We start from the raw sequence: 19,473 nt of genomic DNA on the forward strand, positions 1-19,473 counted from the left end.
TAAATTTCCGACCCTAATAAACAAAAACTTTTATGTGTGGAATTGTAGCCTATGTTGGCAAGCAGGAAGCCCTGCCTGTCATCATAAAAGGCCTAAAAAGACTCGAATATCGAGGCTATGACAGTGCCGGTGTGGCCTTACTAAACGAAGCCGGCCTGAATGTCTACAAAAAAAAGGGAAAAGTTTCCGAACTGGAAAACTCCCTTTTGGACAATACCAACCTCCATTCCCATATTGGGATAGGTCACACGAGATGGGCAACGCATGGTGAACCCAACGATGCCAATGCTCACCCTCACTATTCCTCATCAGAAAATTTCGCCATGATCCATAACGGAATCATCGAAAACTATGATGTGCTGAAAACTGACCTGATCAATAAGGGGTACACCTTTCATAGTGAAACGGATTCAGAAGTCTTCATCAACTTTATTGAAGACATTTATCAAAACAACAACTGCAGCATTGAAGAGGCTGTACGCTTGGCCCTGCATAAAATCGTAGGGGCCTATGCCATTGTTTTGATTCACAAGGATGAACCTGATACGCTCATAGCTGCCAGAAAGGGGTCTCCATTGGTCATTGGAGTAGGAGAGGATGAATTCTTCTTAGCTTCTGATGCTACCCCGATAGTGGAATACACCAACCAAGTGGTCTACTTGGACGACTATGAAATCGCTGTGATCCGGGATGCCAAACTACAGATCAAGACCATTGAGAATGTAGAGACCCACCCTTATATCAACCAATTGGAGATGGAATTGGAGTCTATCGAAAAAGGTGGATTTGATCACTTTATGCTTAAAGAGATCAGCGAACAACCCAGGTCCATTGCGGATTGTATGCGCGGAAGGTTAGATGCCAAAGGTGGCCGATTGGTCTTAGGCGGATTAAGGGACTATATGAACAAGTTCCAAAATGCCGACCGGATCATCATCACTGCTTGCGGGACCAGCTGGCATGCAGGCTTGGTGGCAGAATACCTCTTTGAGGAATTCGCCAGGGTACCTGTTGAGGTAGAATATGCCTCGGAATTCAGGTACAGAAACCCGGTTATCAACAGCAAGGATTTTGTCATTGCCATTTCCCAGTCTGGTGAAACAGCGGATACCTTGGCGGCCATTGAGCTAGCCAAATCTAAGGGAGCAACCATCTTTGGCGTATGCAATGTGGTGGGATCTTCCATCGCACGAGCAACACACGCTGGGTCTTATACCCATGCGGGACCAGAAATCGGTGTTGCCTCCACAAAAGCTTTTACGGCCCAGATCTCTGTGCTTTCCATGATGGCCCTAATGCTCGGCTACCAAAGGGGTACATTACCCGAGAGCAAATACATGCAGCTTTTAAGTGAGTTGGAAGCCATTCCAGCAAAAGTAGAAAAGGCCTTGAAACTTAATGAGCAAATTGAAAAAATATCTGCTCAGTATAAGGACGCCAGTAACTTCCTCTATTTAGGCAGGGGATATAATTTCCCTGTTGCTTTAGAAGGTGCATTGAAGCTTAAGGAGATCTCTTATATACACGCTGAAGGCTATCCTGCCGCTGAAATGAAGCATGGCCCCATTGCACTGATCGATGAGGAAATGCCGGTTGTTTTCATTGCTACACAGGATAGCTCATATGAGAAAGTGGTCAGCAATATCCAAGAGGTTAAAGCGAGGAAAGGGAAGATCATTGCCGTAGTGACAGAAGGCGATGAAACTGTGAGAAAAATGGCCGATCATGTCATTGAAATCCCTAGAGCTCACGAAGCCTTTGTCCCCTTGATTTCTGTGATTCCTTTGCAGCAGCTTTCTTACCATATTGCAGTGATGCGGGGCTGTAATGTAGACCAACCTAGAAACCTGGCTAAGTCAGTTACTGTAGAGTAAAAAGCAACATCTAAAACAAACCATAAAGGCTGTGAATTCATGAATTCACAGCCTTTTATTTTTTCATCCATTTGCTGGTATAAACTTCGTCCTTTGTAAAAAAGGATAAAATATAAATCCCAGGAAAAAGCTGCTGTAATTTCCTCTTAAGAGATAATTGAATATTACCATATTCACCTTCAAAGGATCCAACATTTATTCCTTGAATATCCTTAATTTGTATTCTTACCCTTTTTGAATAGAAATTTTCCGGTACTCCAATATGCAAAGTTCCATACCGATAGGGATTTGGAAAAATCTTGATCTGATGAATATATTCCCTTTCTCGAATAAGGCCAAATACGGGAGAAAACTTTATTTCACCATACTTATCCACAGCACCAATTTGATAGTACACTTGTGGATAAACTGACGAAACACGATCTCTAAAAGTATAAGCACTGAAATTCCCATGGCTGTTTTCTAAGGCTATTTTTCCAATCAATTCAAACTTATCCACATCCATTATAGAACGATAAATCCGATAGCTATCAATATCTTGCCCTTCATCTACGGTCCAAATAAGCAGATTATCTTCACCATCTTTCCTGGCATAATAAGACAGCCAATTTAAAGGAAGAATGGAGGCGGAGACATAACTTCCAACAGTGAATTTTCCCCCGTCCATTTCGCTCAGTGACACCTCCCGCCTGGCAAAGAATTCTCCCGCATCATCTTCTGCTGCCAAGTGATCCCCTTCAGCAGCAATATGGTCCCCGACTACCCGAATGTCATTGACATTATCCACAATAAGGTCGTCAGCAGAAATCCTAAGAATCAAATCGACATTATCGCTAGACCCAGTGTTCAAAGTAAAATAGCTATTCAGCTGATAAAGGATATTCGTTCCATCATTATCCAAGAAGTTTGCATGATGGTCCACTCCTGGAATCTGTTGATAAGTAATGGAAAGCACTGAATTTAAAGCAGTATGAACACCCTCCAATTGGACTTTTCTTATGCCACCCTCATACTTATCCACAAAAGGGAAAGTAGCATTTGTGCTATTTAAGATAATTGGAATTTGACTATAGTGGAGCCGAATAAGATTATGCCAACTCCCATCAGAATACTGGTAGGAACCTAAGCCACTACTATTGATATATAAATCATGATTATCAAAATCAATCGCTCCTTGAATCATTTTGAAATCGTTAGTGATTTCAAGGTCATTATCCAATAAGAGCATTCCTGCAGATTTGTTCACTTCCAAATTTGATACAGAAAGTGCAAAACCAGTAACTGCCTGATCAGCGGATCCGCTAATCAATAGATCCGTATTGTTATCCACAATATTACCGCCATCTACTTTTTCCACATTTCCGGCGACTTCTAATATAGTAGGTAAGTTTTTTTGGGCATTACCTTGAAAAACAAGATGATTATATGTTTCAGGTAAAATAGCTCCAACCATACTCGTACTGACAAAATTCTGGATCCCCGAATTGGAGGCATAATAAACGGTTCCATCAAAATGTACAGTAGCAGCATTTATCTCCGGATCATTTGCATTAAAAATCAAGTTTCCACCCTCTTCAAGGTCCAATAATGATGCGGGTACCAATCCGCTTGCTGATCGGAAAAGAATGCCTTCAGAACAGTCAGACTCCAAACTTGCACCATCTTCAATAACCAAATCACCATAAGGACCTATCAGCGCTGGATCATTATTGAAAGAAAAACTGGCACAATCCAGGCCTGGTATCCCCTCTTGAAGAACCTTTCCGGATTTAAGCACAAATCTATTCGCTTTTATTGATTCCTGCACCCTCAGAACTTCGCCAGGATTGGCATTAAAAACAACCGTATAACGACTCCTGGTCGTAAAAGCACTCCAAGCACCACTGGGAATGATTACTCTTGAATCCCCCTTAAATACCAATTTACTATCCTCACTACTCCCAATCCAATCAATGGTATTCCATGCCCCTCCGGAACTTCCAGGGGCTAATCCTGAATAGGCATTTAAACTTCCATAAAGATCTAATTCAAAATCATTAAGATTCAGTTTTTTCCCTGTTCCTGTTTGTGCATTAAGATAAAGAGACCTGATTTCCTCATTTTGTGTCAAGACAACTTCATGACCATCCTCGATATATACAGCAGCATTTATACCCGGCTTGGTTATGGCTGATACCCATTGACTACCATCATAAACTTCCCATATCAACACATTATCAAAATCCCCACTTGAAATCGTTCTATAATCCCCTGCAGACTGGGCATAGGTATTTAGGGATAATATCCTCATACACATAAAAATTATGGATATTATCTTGTAATTTCGTTTCGAAGTCAAGCCTCCAAAAAAATGAAGTGTAATTAAAAAGTTCATCTTTCAAAAAATTCGATGCATTTTAATTTAATAATATATCAAAAAAAATGAAAAAAATAGGACTACTTTTTTCTATTATTCTACTGACTACCAACATTTTAAAAGCTCAGAAATACCAAGTCAGCCTTTTAACCTGTGATCCGGGAACTGAACTTTACAGCATTTTTGGACACAGTGCAGTGAGGGTTGTGGATCAAAAAAACGGCAGAGATCTGGTTTTTAACTATGGAACCTTTGACTTTGACACCCCGAATTTCTATTTGAAGTTTGCTCAAGGAAAATTGGACTATAAACTTAGTATAAGCACTTACCAGTCATTTATTGAACATTACACCTATTCAGGAAGAGCAGTAAGAGAACAAGTTTTGGATCTCAATCCACAGCAGGCTGCCAAAGCAGTAGAATTCCTGCAAATCAACTACCAGCCTGACAACCGCTACTACCGCTATGATTTCTTCTATGACAATTGTGCTACTAGGATCAGAGATATGCTGGAAGTAGTTCTGGGCGATCAACTGGAATGGAAAGATCCTATTGATGCTGATGAAAAAACTTTTAGGAACCTGATAGATGAATATGTCCTACCATTACCTTGGGGAGATTTGGGCATTGACCTTGCCCTAGGGAGTGTAATAGATGTTTCGACCAGTGAAAGGGAAAAGCAATTTTTGCCGGATTATATGGAAGCAGCATTTGGCCGGGCAGAAATTGTAGGTGATGGACCTACCAGACCATTAGTAAAAAGCCAATCAACCGTTTTGGACCTGCCACCAGTAAATATGGAGGCCAGTATCTTCAATCCCTACTTTCTCTTTTGGCTGATAGCCATCGTATTTATAGTATTCACCTATATTGGTTTCAAAAAGAAAAGACTCTTTATCGGTCTGGACCAGGGACTGTTTCTTGTACTCAGCTTTTTAGGATTAGTAGTAATATCCCTTTGGTTCTTTACGGAACACACTGCTACCAAGTATAATTGGAACCTTTTATGGGCATTTCCATTACATGGGATTTTAGTATATGGACTTAGCCAAAAACATCCAGCAGAATGGGTAAAGAAATATTTGCTATTCGCCTTAATAATGGCAGATGCGGCCATCGTCTTTTGGATATTAGGCTGGCAATCTTTCCACCCAAGCGTATTGCCATTCATTTTGGTAATCATTTTGAGGACAAATTACCTTTACTATAACCTAGATAGGTTGAAAGCATATAAAAGGAATATGAAAGTTCAATAAACTTTTAACCTCCAAAAAAACGTTAGTTAAGGACACTAAAGAAAAACCATGGATTTCAAAATAATATCTGATTACAGTCCTACAGGCGATCAACCTGCCGCTATCAAAAACCTCTCTGAGGGGATCAATGCGGGAGAACCTTCTCAAGTGCTTTTAGGGGTGACCGGCTCTGGAAAAACCTTTACAGTTGCCAATGTAATTCAGGAAGTCCAAAAACCTACTTTAGTACTCTGTCACAACAAAACCTTGGCAGCACAGCTTTACGGCGAGTTCAAGCAGTTTTTTCCTGAAAATTCAGTAGAGTATTTTATTTCCTACTATGATTATTATCAACCAGAAGCATTTATACCCACCAGTGGAGTATATATCGAAAAGGATCTTTCGATCAATGAGGAAATAGAAAAATTAAGACTTAGCGCCACTTCAGCCCTGCTATCAGGGCGTAGGGATGTTATCGTAGTGGCATCTGTTTCCTGTATCTATGGTATTGGTAATCCAGAAGAATTTGGAAAGAATGTAGTTAAACTTCAGGAAGGAGACCGAATCCCAAGAAACCAATTACTTTTCAAGCTAGTGGACATCCTCTACAGCCGTGCCAATGCAGACTTCAAACATGGTACCTTCAGGGTAAAGGGTGATACTGTGGATATCTTTGTGGCCTATGCAGACTTTGCCTACAGAATTTATTTCTGGGGTGATGAAATAGAAGCCATTCAGCGGATTGATCCTGCTACAGGCAAAAAACTATCCAGCGAAAAGCTGATCACGATTTTCCCTGCCAACCTGTTTGTAACAGGCAGGGATGTCATAGATGTCGCCATCAAAGAAATCCAAGATGATTTGATGGCCCAGATTTCCTTTTTTGAAAAGGATATGCGGCTGGAAGAAGCCACCAGGTTAAGAGAAAGAACAGAATTTGACCTGGAAATGATCAGGGAATTGGGCTATTGTTCAGGTGTGGAAAACTATTCCAGGTACTTTGATAGGAGAGCAGCAGGAGCAAGACCTTTCTGCCTCTTGGACTATTTCCCAGATGACTTCTTGATGGTCATAGATGAAAGTCATGTGACCATCCCACAGATCAGGGCCATGTGGGGCGGTGATCGCTCCAGAAAGGTCAATTTGGTGGACTTTGGGTTTAGACTGCCTTCTGCATTGGATAACCGTCCCCTAAAATTTGATGAATTTGAATCCCTAACCAATCAACTCATCTATGTCAGTGCCACTCCAGCAGATTATGAACTGAACCAAACTGATGGGGTAGTAGTGGAGCAGATTATCCGTCCAACGGGACTTTTGGATCCTCTAATAGATGTGAGGCCAAGTGGTAATCAGATTGACGACTTATTGGAGGAAATCGACCAAACCATTAAGCAGGGCGACAGGGTCTTGGTGACCACCTTGACCAAAAGAATGGCAGAGGAGCTCAATAAATTCTTGGAAAGAGCTGGCATCAAATGTCGTTATATACACTCCGAAGTAAAATCTCTGGACAGGGTAGAAATCCTTAGGGAATTACGTTTGGGGATTTTTGATGTTTTGGTAGGGGTTAACCTACTAAGAGAAGGGTTGGACTTACCTGAAGTTTCCCTCGTGGCCATTTTGGATGCAGATAAGGAAGGGTTCCTGAGAAATGAAAGGAGTTTGGTGCAGACTATCGGTAGAGCAGCCAGAAATGAAAATGGTCGGGTAATCATGTATGCAGATAAGGTTACCGCCTCCATGCAGCGGGCCATAGACGAGACGAAAAGAAGGAGAGGAATTCAGATTGCATATAATGAGGAGCATGGCATCACTCCAAAAACAGTCATCAAGTCCAAAGAAAAAATCATGGGGCAAACCAAAGTGGCAGACAGTAAAAAGAATGCCAAGTTCTATGATGATCACTTTACGGATGACCAAGCCTATGCCGCAGATCCTGTGGTACAATATTTGAGCAAGGACAAGCTGGAAAAATTGATCCCACAAACCCAAAAACAAATGGAAAAAGCAGCCAAAGAACTCAACTTCATGGAAGCAGCCCGACTAAGGGACGAATGGCAGGGATTAAAGAAAAGACTGGAAGAGCTCAAACGCATGGACTGATAAAACTGATATTTGAAAATCAGGAGCTTATTTTTCCACCATCAATTGACAGATTATTACACATGAAAAAGATTTTAATGCTATTGGCTTTCCCGCTATTTATGTGGACAGGCAAGGAAGCCCATGCACAGCAAGCAGCAGGCAGTTATTTGATATCTGGCGCATTGGACCTGGTCAAAACAGATGTACCAGGAGTCATCAGAAGGTACCAAATTGGTGTGGAAGCCAATTATTTTCACTGGCATAATATATCCTTTTCCGGTGGATATGAGTTTAACTATAATAGACCTAACCAAGTCAGCTTAGGTGGTAGGTTTTACCCATTGGAACCAGCCTTTATCAGAATGAGGGGCTTGATTGGCAAGGATAGCGATATTGCTTTTGGTGCAGGGTATACCTTCAACCTTTCATACAGGTTGCGTTTGGAGGGCATGGTGGATTATTATGCGGTAAGCAATGTAGCAGGTTTAAGAGCTGGATTGAGCTTTTTGATCAACTAAAAGAATAAAGAAATGACACTTCAGGAAGTGACAAGACTGGCCCAAAAGGGTGAAGGCTTACATATTGAATTCAAAAAAAAGGCGTCACACCCTGAGAAAATTGTCAGAGAAATTATCGCTTTGTCCAATACCGATGGTGGCTACCTTATGATAGGAGTGGATGATGATAAAACCGTAAGTGGCCAAAGGTATATTGAGGAAGATGTTTATGTGCTGGAAAAAGCCATTAAAGAAAAAATCCGACCCACGGTAAATTATAAACTATCGATCATTCCTATCAATGAAAAAAAGGGAGTAGCGGTTTACCAGTTTGAAAAAAGCCCCAAAAGGCCGCATTTTTTATATGAAGACGGCCGAAAGAAATCCTATGTAAGAGTGGAAGACCGCACGGTGCAAGCAAGCAGGGAAGTGTGGGAAATCCTTCGCAGGGGCAAAAATGAAAAGAATATTATCTTCAATTATGGAGATAAGGAAACCAAACTCATGCAGGCGCTCAATGAACATGAGTCCATTACCCTAAAGGAATATTCCAAAATCGCCAGATTACCAAGATTTATTGCCTCAAAGACCTTGGTGAGATTGGTCCTAGCCAATGTCCTGCAGGTGGTTCCTCAGGAACAGGAGGATTTATTTAGGCTAAAAAATTAAGAGACCTCACGCCTAGCGCGATTAAATAAGTCTGTTCCTTTTTTACACAAAATAAAATTAAAGCATTCTACCTATTTCTTTATCAAGCTATTACAGACAAAAATTGAATAATTCCAATATTTATTTTTTCTATCAACCACAACCCAACTATATTTGCAGTTTAAATTTTATCATATAAAACCTAATCTTTTATTTAATGAAAAATTACACTTTTGTTTTTTCAAAAATATTTACTAACAGTTCTCTAAAATCCTACTGTTGGGTATTATTCTTATCATTTTGGTCAATTTTATCTTCCTGTGCTGAATTAGCCTGTATCACGACTAAAAATAACCAGAAAGCAAGCAAGGATCAAAAGGTGGAAAAACTCCAATACCTCATTTATTATTTCTTCCTGGAAACCAGAAGCAGATAATATGTATTTAGTTTGGGGCTGTACAAGAACTTCTGTAAATATTGATGTAGAAGGAACTGTCAAGGCGTCCAAAGAAGGAATTTCTGGAGAAGCAAAGGCAAAAGTCGCCATAAGAAACAGTGTAGAACTGGTTTCTGCCCTGTCTTTTGACAAGTGTTTTACCATAGCCAACAATGTAAATGAAACCAATCAGGGATATGGATATTATGGAAATACCAAATATCCCATTTATGCTTTTGGAAAAGTAAGAACCTATTTCACTCTGGAAACCTTATAAAATCCATGAAAAAATATTTGTTAACAATTCTAACCTTAATCATTGGTTTCTCTACTCAAGCCCAATCCAACTATGATAACACGATTTATTTGGGTTATTCTGTATATGAATCAAGTCATTATTCAGGTGGAGATATTTCAGCCAAAGGTTTTGATATCGGTTATTCCAGATACCTTAAGAAACGCCTATATGCTGATATAAGCTACGGGCTATATAACTTTGAGGGCAGAAACAGTATTTTCTATTTGGAGCCTGAAGAAATGGATCATTATAATATGAAGGTATTTACCCTTGGCTTGGGTTACGACATTTTTCAGTCAAAGCGGTTTATTTTATCGGGAGAGTTGTCCTATCTGCGACAAAGCACCCACGAATTGATCAGCCAGCTGGAATCAGGAGGTATAACCATAAGGGAAACAGGAATGATAGTGGACCAGACTGCCCGAGTTCAGCTTAAGGCCAGGATATTTATCACAAAAAATCTCCAACTGATCCCCGCAGCAGCACATGGTTTCCAACTTTCGAGATACAAAAGTAACTGGCTTCGGATAGGATTGGGCTACTCCTTCTGAAAAGGATATTCAAATTTAGGGATCGTTGCTTTAAACTAGTCGACAACTAAAAAATAAAGGGCCACCGCTAAAATGGTGGTCCTCTTTTGGTTTATAACTATCATTTCATTTCCCGCTCCTAATCTCCTCCAAGGCTGCCTGAACCAAGTCATTCTCAAATCCCCGGCTCAACAAATACCGATGAACTTTCACCTTCTTCTTAAACAAATCAGTATCATGGGTAGTCTCCCATTTCTTTTGGGCAAGCCCCAACAATGTCTCCCAGTACTGGTCTTGTTCAATCTCCCTCATTCCTGACTTTATGCAATTAACAGTGATTCGATGCTGCTTCAGGCCCTGCTCAATCTTAATTTTCCCCCACTTTTTTAGGTTGAACTTTCCCCTGACATAGGATTGGGCAAATCGCTCTTCATTCAAAAAATTCTCAGTGATCATTAAAGAAATCAAGTCCTCCACTTCCTCACTGAAGAGCCCATAGCTGTACAGTTTATCCCTTACTTCCTGTTGGCTTCTTTCCTGATAAGCACAAAAAGCAGCGATCTTTACCTTGGCCTCCGAAGGGCTTAGTGATTTTTTCTGTTGCTCATTTGAATAATCTTTTCTTTGGAAGGACATTTTATGTAATTTTAGCATCGAAATTGCTTTTCCTGCCTTACAAAAATCAGGAAAAGTTATTTACTCATCAAATATATCAAACCTAACCAAAATTATCATGCGCAAAAAAATCGTCGCCGGTAACTGGAAAATGAACGGAACGCAGGAAGAAGGCCAAAAGCTAACTTCTGAAATTGTCAATATGGTACAGGACGAACGCATCAGCGATGTGACTGTAGTCTTGAACCCTCCATTTGTCCATGCTTCAAATGTAAAAAAATTGATCGGTGGAGTTCCTAACATCTTCCTAGGTGGACAAAACTGCTCAGATAAGGAATCTGGTGCTTACACTGGTGAAACTTCCGCTAAAATCTTAGCTTCTTTCGGTGCTAAATATGTGATCATCGGTCACAGTGAGCGTAGAGAATATTTCAACGAAAGCAATGAAGAGCTTACTGCTAAAGTTAAGCAAGCCCTTGCCAATGATTTGACGCCAATCTTCTGCTGTGGAGAGCCGCTTGAGATCAGAGAAGCTGGTAGCCACGAGGATTATGTAAAAGAGCAGCTTACGGCCAGTCTTTTCGGTTTGACTGAAGAGGAATTCTCAAAAATCGTTATTGCTTACGAACCAATCTGGGCAATCGGAACGGGTAAAACAGCCTCTTCTGACCAGGCTCAGGACATGCATGCAGCTATCAGAGCTCACCTTGCCTCTAAATATGGCCAAGCAATCGCTGATGAGACTTCTATCCTTTATGGAGGAAGCTGTAAGCCTGATAATGCTGTGGAGATCTTCTCTAAAGCTGATGTAGACGGTGGTTTGATCGGTGGTGCTTCTCTTAAATCAAGAGACTTCGTAGATATCATCAAGTCATTCTAAATATACCTAACAGGTTGTCTCATAAATCCACGTCATTGCGATTGTAGAGATAGCGAAGAGAAGCAATCTCCCTATATGTACAATGTAAGTACTTCGAGATCACTTCGCTTCACTCGTGATGACGTATTTTCGACTTATGAGACAGCCTCTTTTATTCCCTTTTTAGACAAATTTTTACTTTTCCCTTTTCAAATCATGGATTACCTGGAGTTTAAAATCAACTGTACCGAGGAGTACAATGAAATTCTTATCGCAGAATTGGCAGAAGTGGGCTTTGATTCATTTTTGGAGACCGACCAAGGCATTGAAGCTTATATTCAGGAAGATCTTTTTGACCGAGCAGCCTATGATGAAGTCATCGAAAAGTACCGTGAGGCTGCAGAAATAATCGTTGAAGAGGGAAAAATGCCCAAGGTCAATTGGAACGAAGAATGGGAAAAACATTATGACCCGATTTCCATTGGCAAGGAAGTTTATGTTCGTGCTTCCTTTCATGCGCCATTGGAAGGGGTAAAACATGATATCCTCATCAATCCAAAAATGTCCTTTGGCACTGGACATCATGCCACTACTTACCTAATGCTTTCCCATCAGCTGGAGATTCCTCATGAGGGCAAAAGTATCATTGATATTGGTTCTGGAACAGGCATCTTGGCCATCATGGCACATAAGCTGGGAGCTTCCCATATAGAAGCCTTTGATATCGATAATTGGTGTGTGGATAATGGCAATGAGAATTTCGAGCTCAATGGTATTAATGATGTAAAAATGGGACATGGCACTATTCGTGAAGTAAACCCTTCTGGACCTTTTGACATTGTATTGGCCAATATCAACAAGAATGTGCTTCTGGATGAAATGGAGGTTTATGTTTCCTTGATGAAACCGTCTGCCAAACTATTGCTCAGTGGTTTTTATGAAAATGATGTACCCGATATTCAATACAGAGCAGAATCTCTGGGCTTAAAACTCAAGGGCCAAAAGGAAAAAGACAACTGGGCTGCTGTAGTCTTTGAGAAGCAATAGATTTTAGGCTCACGCAAAGAACGCTAAGTCCTGTTTTACAAAATCCCTCTGCTAACTTCACGCAACTTTCGCTAGTCTTACGTGAAATACTTTTTTTCTCGCTAAGAGCTCAAAGGAAACGCAAAGTACGCTAAGAAATAATCCCTCTGCGAGCTTCGTGTAACCTTTGCGGGCTTTGCGTGAAAACAACCTCCCTTTCTCGCCAAGAGCGCAAAGAGGACGCAAAGGACACCAAGTCATTGTTTTAAAAATCACTTAGAGAACTTCGCGCTTCCTTCGCGGGCTCTGCGTGAAAACAACCTCCCTTTCTCGCTAAGAGCGCAAAGAGGACGCAAAGAACGCTAAGTCCTGTTTTACAAATTCCCTCTGCTAACTTCGCACAACTTTCGCTAGTCTTACGTGAAATACTTTTTTTCTCGCTAAGAGCTCAAAGGAAACGCAAAGTACGCTAAGAAATAATCCCTCTGCGAGCTTCGTGTAACCTTTGCGGGCTCTGCGTGAAAACACTTTTTTCTCGCTAAAAGCACAAAGAAAACGAAAAGTTCGCTAAGCCTGATCCTTCAATAAATCAATCTGCGGGATCCGCGCTACCTTCGAGAGATTTGCGTGAAAACACTTTCTTCCTCATTTGGAAGATCATCAAACAAATATCTCCAGGCCCTCTTCCGTCAAATTGGTTTTATAAACCTCCAAATCCCCGCAACCGCCACCAGAAGTCAGCTGGCCTGTGTTCATATTAAAGCGATAGGAATGCAAAGGACAAATAACCTCTTCAAATCGATTAATATGTCCATCCTTTAGCGCAGCTCCTCGATGTGGACAAAGCTGCTCAAATGCATATACCTTTTCCCCCAATCTCACCACGCAAAGCTTCTTGGCCCCTAATTGGGTCACCTTTATATTTCCCTCAGGCAGCATGCCCTTTACATCTTCTTTTGATTGCCCCAATCTAAATTTCCCCATAGATTCGAAGATAAATGATTTCCCACTTAGTTAAAATGGAAAACCATTGATTAATCACCGTTTAAATAAATTACATTAAAGATTAAGGAAGATTTTACTCGGACTTATTGATTTTTGTAAATTAGCTTAGTTTAAAACCAAAATACCATGAAAACCCTATTGATTATCCCGCTTTTATTTTTTTCAATCTGTGTATTTGCCCAGGACTTGGAAGGTGCTTGGAAGCTCACCCATATCAATGGAGATCCAGTGAAAGACAAGGAATGCATTAAAATCTACCAAGATGGATACTTCGCCTATGGTAATAAGGAAATCAGCAACAACCACTTTTTAGGAGCTGGCGGTGGAACCTATATGACGGAAGGAGAGGACAGTTATGTTGAAACTTTTGATTTTAACACCCTTGATCCCAAAAAGATCGGCACGAGTACCCAATACACCCAGAGTTTTGTGGATAAAAAAATGGTGCTTTATTACACCAAAAAGGGCAAAAACATGATTGAAATTTGGGAGAAAATATCTGACAGAGATGATGACCTTAATGGTACATGGGTGATCACTGGGAGAAAGAGGGATGGAGAAATCAACACCATGACCCCTGGAGCCAGAAGAACCATCAAAATACTGGGCGGGGGAAGATTCCAGTGGATAGCTTTCAATTCGGAAACCAAAGAATTCAGCGGTACTGGCGGTGGAACTTATAATGCGGAAAAAGGCAAGTACACGGAAAACATCGAGTTTTTTAGCAGGGATGATAGCAGGGTAGGAGCTTCCTTAGGTTTTGATTATGCTGTTAAAAATGGAGCATGGCATCACAGCGGGCTAAGCTCCAAAGGTGATCCCATCTATGAAATTTGGTCAAATTACCGTAAAGCATATTTGGATAAATTGAATAAAGAATAATATTCAATCACTCCATTAAAAAGCCCTAGGATTACATTTCCTAGGGCTTTTATTATTTGCTAAATACTTACTTTTCATCTGCTTCCTTCATCCTCGAATGCAGCTCTACTGGTTTCTTGGCCGTTTTCTTACGCATACGCATATTGACTAGCTCTACTGCCAAGGAGAAAAATACCGCAAAATAGATGTAGCCCTTCGGTACTTCCACATGGAATCCCTCCACAAACAGCATTACCCCAATTAATATCAAAAAGCTCAAGGCCAATATCTGCAAAGTCGGATGTTTGTTGATAAACTCACTGATTTTTCCTGCAAACACCATCATGATCAATAAGGAGATGACTACAGCAATAATCATAATGCTGACATGGTCCACCAAGCCCACAGCTGTCAAAATACTATCAAAGGAGAATATCATATCCAACAATATGATTTGGAATAAAACACTCCCAAAACTCGCTCCGGTCTTTGTTTTCACTTCCTCGGTTTCACCTTCCATCTTATGGTGAATCTCAATAGTGGATTTGAAGAGTAAGAACATCCCTCCACCGGCCAGGATCAAATCCCTACCACTAAAACCATGGCCAAATACGGTAAATAACGGCTCGGTAAACTGGATAATAAAGGATATTCCCAATAGCAGGCCAATCCTAAAAAACATGGCCAATAGCAGACCTATATTTCTGGCTTTTGGTTGTTGGTCCTCAGGAAGTTTATTGGAAACTATGGAGATAAAAATAATATTATCCACCCCCAATACGATTTCCAGAAAAGTCAATGTCAAAAGTGCGATCCAGGTTTCACTCTGAAGAAATATTTCCATCTTATAAAAGGTTAAATTAAGCCTTGAATTTAACAAAGCTTTTTTGAACTCCTTCACAGTAGAAATAATTATTTATTTTTGAGAACGAATTTAGATAAATACCCCCCAAGGGTTTAGATAAATAAAACCATGATAGCAGAAAAGAACAAAGTAGTCAGTGTGGCTTATGAACTCCATATAGACGATGGAGAAAATGGCAAGGAATTCAAAGAAAAGGTCACCAAAGACCAAGCATTTCCTTTCCTTTTTGGAGCAGGGAACACCCTTCCAGCATTGGAAGAAGCTATTGCTGGCAAAAGTATTGGGGACACCTTTGAAGTATTTATTGACTTTGAAAATGCCTATGGAGATTATGATGAGAGCAAGGTAACCATCATTCCCAAAGCCAACTTCAAGGAAAACGGTAAGAAAAACAAAGACATGCTGAAAGTCGGCCGAGTGATCCCTATGCAGGATGATCAAGGCAACCAACTCAGAGGTGAGATCCTAAAAGTGGATTATAAAGGCGTACACATGGATTTCAACTCTCCATTGGCTGGTTATGATCTTTTTTTTAAAGGAGAAATCGTTGAAATAAGGGATGCTGACCCCGAAGAGATCGAACACGGTCACGTTCATGGCCCAGGTGGACATCATCACCATTAACTATTTTAAGCCCTTCCAATTAGAAGGGCTTGTTTTTTAAATACCAACACCGTTTGTGCTACCAGTCTCCTTTTTGACCACTTTTCTAAGATACCTCAATACAAAAAATGCTGCCAAACAGGCCAAAAACAATCCAAAAAACACCGTCCCTATAACAAATGCTTCCTCTGAGCTGACATGATGGGGCTCATCAATCATTTCTAACATGGAATTCATTAATTCCTGCCCGTTAAACACCATAATGCTCAACCAGAGAAATAAACCTCCAAACATAGCAGATAAAATCTGAAGGAGACTTACAAAAGTATTGGACAAATCGTGAGCAGGATCTTTCATCATCAAATAGCTAGTAGACATAATTTATTGTCATGAATCACCAAAACACAAATAAACACTGACAATCAGCAATTTAACTTATTCCACTGATATTTTAAGGACTTTTGAAAGCTAATTTATTTGATGACAGATCATTCCTTGTATTTTAAGGTGTCCACCTCTAAAGGGTTCTTCCATAATGGCCTGGTGTCAAGCGCTTCTATTGGTCCGCTTCCCAAAGTCTGACTTCTAGGTTTTCCGTTAATTAATTTCTTGAAAGCGCCCAACAATCCATGAGAGGGATTGCTGGAAAACAATGTAATTCCTCCTCCAGTATTAACATTGTTGAGCAAGGTATTATAACTTGAAAAGTCATATTGATACCCTAAATCTTTTATCTTCATGATGGTCTGAAGATTATTCCCCATGATTTTTCTTTTGGAGGCATAATCAATAGTTGTATTCATCATCGCCTCCTTAAAAGCTTGCTCACTGGGAAAATCAGTGACCTCAAATTCCCTAAGTTCCAATATGCGCTCTGTTAGTGAAATCTCCAGACCTACATCATCTCCTGAAACAGGATAATAAACCGTTTCGAAAGTCAAATGAACAAAAGATAATTGATCTCCAACATTGGCTTTAATCACAAAGTTTCCAGTTTCATCTGAAGAAACCCGCTCCAAAGAGCTGCTGATCCTTACTACCGGAATACCTTGTCCTGTCTTTGCATCAATTACCTTCCCTTCAATCACAACAGTCTCCTGAGCCTGTAACAATAAAGGCTTGGCAATAAAAAAGAGCAAAAGTAAAATGGTCCTGATCATCCTTGTAAAAACAACATGGATACAATCTAGACCTTTAGTTTCAGGATTTTTTGGATTTAAAACTCTTTAACACTCGACTTAACATTAATTAAGTAATTCACATAAGAAAAGGCTGTCCAAAATAGAACAGCCTTGGTAAAATTCTCTGTGAAAGGATTTTATCCCTTATTTTTCAATGCATGGTCTACCGCCCTTGCCGCAAACACCATATAGGTCAATGAAGGGTTTTGGGTACTGGTAGAAGTCATACAAGCTCCGTCTGTAACATATACATTGGTACAGGCATGTAGCTGATTATGCTTGTTCACCAATGAAGTCTTAGGGTCCTTACCCATTCTTACACCACCCATTTCGTGGATATCCAGCCCTGGTCTTCTTCCATCATCCCAAGTACGGATATTCTTGAATCCCGCTGCATCAAACATTTCCGCCATTTGCTCCCGGTAATCCTTTAGCATATCCTCATCATTCTGGTCATAATCCACATTTACCTTGATGATCGGCATACCCCACTCATCTTTCTGTTCACTATCCAAAGCCACATAATTGCTTTCCTTGGGAATAGTTTCCCCCATCATATGAGAGCCGATTTTCCATGGACCATAACTTGGGTTCATCATATTGGAAACCAAATTACTTCCAGCCCCATCATAATTGACTTCCTTGGACCTACTGCCATGAAGTCCTGCTGCATAGCCCCTCAAGAAATTGGTTTCTTGCTTATGCACATTACGAAACCTTGGCATATAACCGCTGGTTGGACGCTTGCCTTCTGTAGTATATTCTTGTAAACCATTATATTCAGCAGAAATTCCTCCTCTATAATTATGGAAAGCAATATATTTCCCCATCAGGCCATTATCATTGCCCAATCCATTAGGAAAACGATTGGAAGTGGAATTAAGCAAAATCAAATTTGTATTCAATGCACTGGCATTGACAAAAATGATGGGAGCATAATACTCCTTCATTTCTTTGGTATTGGCATCTATCACCCTCACACCTGTGGCCTTTTGCTTAGCTTCATCATAAATAATGGAATGCACCACCGCGTCATTCTGAAGTGTCAAATTCCCCGTTCTGGCAGCCCAAGGCAACGTAGCCGAGTTACTGCTAAAATAGCCCCCAAATGGACAGCCTCTTTGACACAGTACCCTGTGCTGGCAGATACCACGTCCTTGTTTGGCATAATATTCGGCATTTCCGGTAATATGGGCACAGCGGCCACTGATTACATGACGATCAGGATATTTCTCGGCCATTTGAGCCTTGAAATATTCTTCTCCCGCGGTTAGTTCTATTCCCGGCAAAAACTCCCCATCTGGTAAATGGGCAATTCCATCATGGAAACCGGCAACTCCAACAAACTTCTCCACATAGCTGTACCATGGCTCCAATTCCTTATATCTGATCGGCCAATCCACCGCAAAGCCATCCCTAGCCGGTCCTTCAAAATCAAAATCACTCCATCGCTGTACCTGTCTCGCCCAAAGCAAGGATTTACCGCCAGTCTGGTAACCACGAATCCAGTCAAAGGGCTTTTCTTGAATATAGGGATGATCTGTATCTTTTACGAAAAAGTGAGCCGCATCTTCCCGATAGGCATAGCACCTACTGATAGAGGGGTTTTCTCTTTGAATATCCTCTGGAATCTGGCCTCTATGTTCAAACTCCCAAGGCATCATATGGGTAGTAGGATAATCTTTATTATGTTCCACTTTTCTGCCCCTTTCCAAGACCAAAGTCTTCACACCCTTATCGCATAATTCCTTCGCTGCAAAACCTCCACTCATTCCAGAACCAATAACTATAGCCCCGTATGTGTTCTCTTCTTTACTTTTTATATTCAGATTAGCCATTAATATTCACTTTTTCGCCAGGTACTATTTTCTTACTTCCATTAAAATTTGGACCGGGAACCAATGTATAGGGCATCAATTCGGTCATCACATACTCCGAAGCCATATAACCTTGGATCGTATATTTCTTGGTCATCTTCACAAAATATTGATAGGCTTCTGCATCAGCACCCTGCTCTCCATTCAATAATTCCTCTACAGCCGCTTCCGCTTTACCTTGATCCATCTTTAAAAACTGAGTACCATAACTACTTTTGATATGGTCATCAAAGCCCTTTAATCCCTTAACAAAGCGCTCCTGATCTTCTTGACCCAGACAATCATTGGCCATCACCAGGACAAAATCATGCACGCCTAATTCCACTGCGCCTTTTAAATCTGTCTTTGGGATAATTGTATTTACTAGAGATTTTAACACCTGCTGCTGTCCTTCGGTAATTTGCAGCTCATCATAGGTGGCCAGTATCTTTTCTTCGCTGAAATCACAACCTGGAATCAGGGCAAGTCCCCCTGTCACCAAAGCCAACTGCTTTAAGGCTAATCTTCTGTTCATCATTTTGGTATCGTTAAAAGCTATTCAGGAATGCCTATTTTTTTCAAAAGTTAAAACGGTTTAGTGAAATTTTCAATTATTATAAACAATTAATTAAAAAAGCCG

At 40.5% G+C, this 19,473-nt stretch carries 19 protein-coding genes; 11 read left to right on the plus strand and 8 right to left on the minus strand.

The window, feature by feature from the left end; translation table 11 throughout:
- Positions 1 to 32 precede the first annotated feature (32 nt).
- Positions 33 to 1,874 carry a glutamine--fructose-6-phosphate transaminase (isomerizing) gene (gene glmS, locus KZP23_RS05625; RefSeq protein ID WP_226333912.1) on the plus strand — a complete coding sequence of 614 codons (1,842 nt, stop codon included), beginning with the start codon at positions 33 to 35 and terminating at the stop codon, positions 1,872 to 1,874.
- A 55-nt stretch (positions 1,875 to 1,929) separates the two neighbouring features.
- Here the strand turns inward: glmS and KZP23_RS05630 are convergent, their stop codons facing one another.
- Positions 1,930 to 4,164 carry a T9SS type A sorting domain-containing protein gene (locus KZP23_RS05630; RefSeq protein ID WP_226335119.1) on the minus strand — a complete coding sequence of 745 codons (2,235 nt, stop codon included), beginning with the start codon at positions 4,162 to 4,164 and terminating at the stop codon, positions 1,930 to 1,932.
- Between the two features lie 131 nt (positions 4,165 to 4,295).
- Here KZP23_RS05630 and KZP23_RS05635 point away from each other — a divergent pair, with 131 nt between their 5' ends.
- From KZP23_RS05635 to KZP23_RS05660, 6 genes are all read left to right on the plus strand, one after another.
- Positions 4,296 to 5,486, plus strand: coding sequence for an Lnb N-terminal periplasmic domain-containing protein (locus tag KZP23_RS05635; protein WP_226335120.1), 1,191 nt, complete (start codon positions 4,296 to 4,298; stop codon positions 5,484 to 5,486).
- A gap of 48 nt (positions 5,487 to 5,534) precedes the next feature.
- Positions 5,535 to 7,571, plus strand: a complete 2,037-nt coding sequence (gene uvrB, locus KZP23_RS05640; protein WP_226335121.1) for an excinuclease ABC subunit UvrB — start codon at positions 5,535 to 5,537, stop codon at positions 7,569 to 7,571.
- 62 nt (positions 7,572 to 7,633) lie between these two features.
- Complete coding sequence (locus tag KZP23_RS05645) at positions 7,634 to 8,071, plus strand: hypothetical protein (RefSeq protein ID WP_226335122.1); 438 nt, start codon at positions 7,634 to 7,636, stop codon at positions 8,069 to 8,071.
- A gap of 12 nt (positions 8,072 to 8,083) precedes the next feature.
- On the plus strand, positions 8,084 to 8,719 hold the full coding sequence (locus KZP23_RS05650) for an AlbA family DNA-binding domain-containing protein (RefSeq protein WP_226335123.1): 636 nt from the start codon (positions 8,084 to 8,086) through the stop codon (positions 8,717 to 8,719).
- Positions 8,720 to 9,135: 416 nt separating this feature from the next.
- Positions 9,136 to 9,411, plus strand: a complete 276-nt coding sequence (locus KZP23_RS05655) for a hypothetical protein (RefSeq protein ID WP_226335124.1) — start codon at positions 9,136 to 9,138, stop codon at positions 9,409 to 9,411.
- A 5-nt stretch (positions 9,412 to 9,416) separates the two neighbouring features.
- Positions 9,417 to 9,983, plus strand: coding sequence for a hypothetical protein (locus KZP23_RS05660; protein WP_226335125.1), 567 nt, complete (start codon positions 9,417 to 9,419; stop codon positions 9,981 to 9,983).
- A gap of 105 nt (positions 9,984 to 10,088) precedes the next feature.
- Here KZP23_RS05660 and KZP23_RS05665 read toward each other — a convergent pair whose 3' ends face one another.
- Entirely contained in the window at positions 10,089 to 10,598 is a 510-nt protein-coding gene (locus KZP23_RS05665; protein WP_226335126.1) for a regulatory protein RecX, read from the minus strand.
- Positions 10,599 to 10,695: 97 nt separating this feature from the next.
- On the opposite strand from KZP23_RS05665, the gene tpiA reads away from it, so the two are divergent.
- A complete protein-coding gene (gene tpiA, locus KZP23_RS05670; RefSeq protein WP_226335127.1) occupies positions 10,696 to 11,457 on the plus strand; it encodes a triose-phosphate isomerase in 762 nt (253 codons plus the stop codon).
- 195 nt (positions 11,458 to 11,652) lie between these two features.
- Positions 11,653 to 12,483 (plus strand): 50S ribosomal protein L11 methyltransferase, encoded by an 831-nt coding sequence (gene prmA / locus KZP23_RS05675; protein ID WP_226335128.1) that lies wholly within the window; start codon positions 11,653 to 11,655, stop codon positions 12,481 to 12,483.
- A 639-nt stretch (positions 12,484 to 13,122) separates the two neighbouring features.
- On the opposite strand, the gene KZP23_RS05680 is transcribed toward prmA, so the two are convergent.
- Positions 13,123 to 13,446: a Rieske (2Fe-2S) protein gene (locus tag KZP23_RS05680; protein WP_226335129.1), complete on the minus strand. Its 324-nt coding sequence runs from the start codon at positions 13,444 to 13,446 to the stop codon at positions 13,123 to 13,125.
- Positions 13,447 to 13,593: 147 nt separating this feature from the next.
- Here KZP23_RS05680 and KZP23_RS05685 point away from each other — a divergent pair, with 147 nt between their 5' ends.
- The gene (locus tag KZP23_RS05685) at positions 13,594 to 14,349 is read left to right on the plus strand and encodes a hypothetical protein (protein WP_226335130.1); all 756 of its coding nucleotides are present in this window, start codon (positions 13,594 to 13,596) and stop codon (positions 14,347 to 14,349) included.
- 67 nt (positions 14,350 to 14,416) lie between these two features.
- Here the strand turns inward: KZP23_RS05685 and KZP23_RS05690 are convergent, their stop codons facing one another.
- Entirely contained in the window at positions 14,417 to 15,172 is a 756-nt protein-coding gene (locus KZP23_RS05690; RefSeq protein ID WP_226335131.1) for a TerC family protein, read from the minus strand.
- Between the two features lie 129 nt (positions 15,173 to 15,301).
- On the opposite strand from KZP23_RS05690, the gene KZP23_RS05695 reads away from it, so the two are divergent.
- The gene (locus KZP23_RS05695; protein ID WP_226335132.1) at positions 15,302 to 15,817 is read left to right on the plus strand and encodes an FKBP-type peptidyl-prolyl cis-trans isomerase; all 516 of its coding nucleotides are present in this window, start codon (positions 15,302 to 15,304) and stop codon (positions 15,815 to 15,817) included.
- A 36-nt stretch (positions 15,818 to 15,853) separates the two neighbouring features.
- Here KZP23_RS05695 and KZP23_RS05700 read toward each other — a convergent pair whose 3' ends face one another.
- The 4 genes from KZP23_RS05700 to KZP23_RS05715 all read right to left on the minus strand — a co-directional run bounded on the left by KZP23_RS05700 (position 15,854) and on the right by KZP23_RS05715 (position 19,371).
- A complete protein-coding gene (locus KZP23_RS05700) occupies positions 15,854 to 16,174 on the minus strand; it encodes a hypothetical protein (protein WP_226335133.1) in 321 nt (106 codons plus the stop codon).
- A 110-nt stretch (positions 16,175 to 16,284) separates the two neighbouring features.
- Positions 16,285 to 16,956, minus strand: coding sequence for a peptidase associated/transthyretin-like domain-containing protein (locus KZP23_RS05705; RefSeq protein WP_226335134.1), 672 nt, complete (start codon positions 16,954 to 16,956; stop codon positions 16,285 to 16,287).
- Positions 16,957 to 17,114: 158 nt separating this feature from the next.
- Complete coding sequence (locus tag KZP23_RS05710) at positions 17,115 to 18,815, minus strand: GMC family oxidoreductase (RefSeq protein WP_226335135.1); 1,701 nt, start codon at positions 18,813 to 18,815, stop codon at positions 17,115 to 17,117.
- Entirely contained in the window at positions 18,808 to 19,371 is a 564-nt protein-coding gene (locus KZP23_RS05715) for a gluconate 2-dehydrogenase subunit 3 family protein (RefSeq protein WP_226335136.1), read from the minus strand. Before KZP23_RS05715 ends, KZP23_RS05710 begins: the two co-directional genes overlap by 8 nt.
- Between the last annotated feature and the right edge of the window lie 102 nt (positions 19,372 to 19,473).

The sequence above is a fragment of the Echinicola marina genome (assembly GCF_020463795.1).
GTDB lineage: Bacteria > Bacteroidota > Bacteroidia > Cytophagales > Cyclobacteriaceae > Echinicola > Echinicola marina.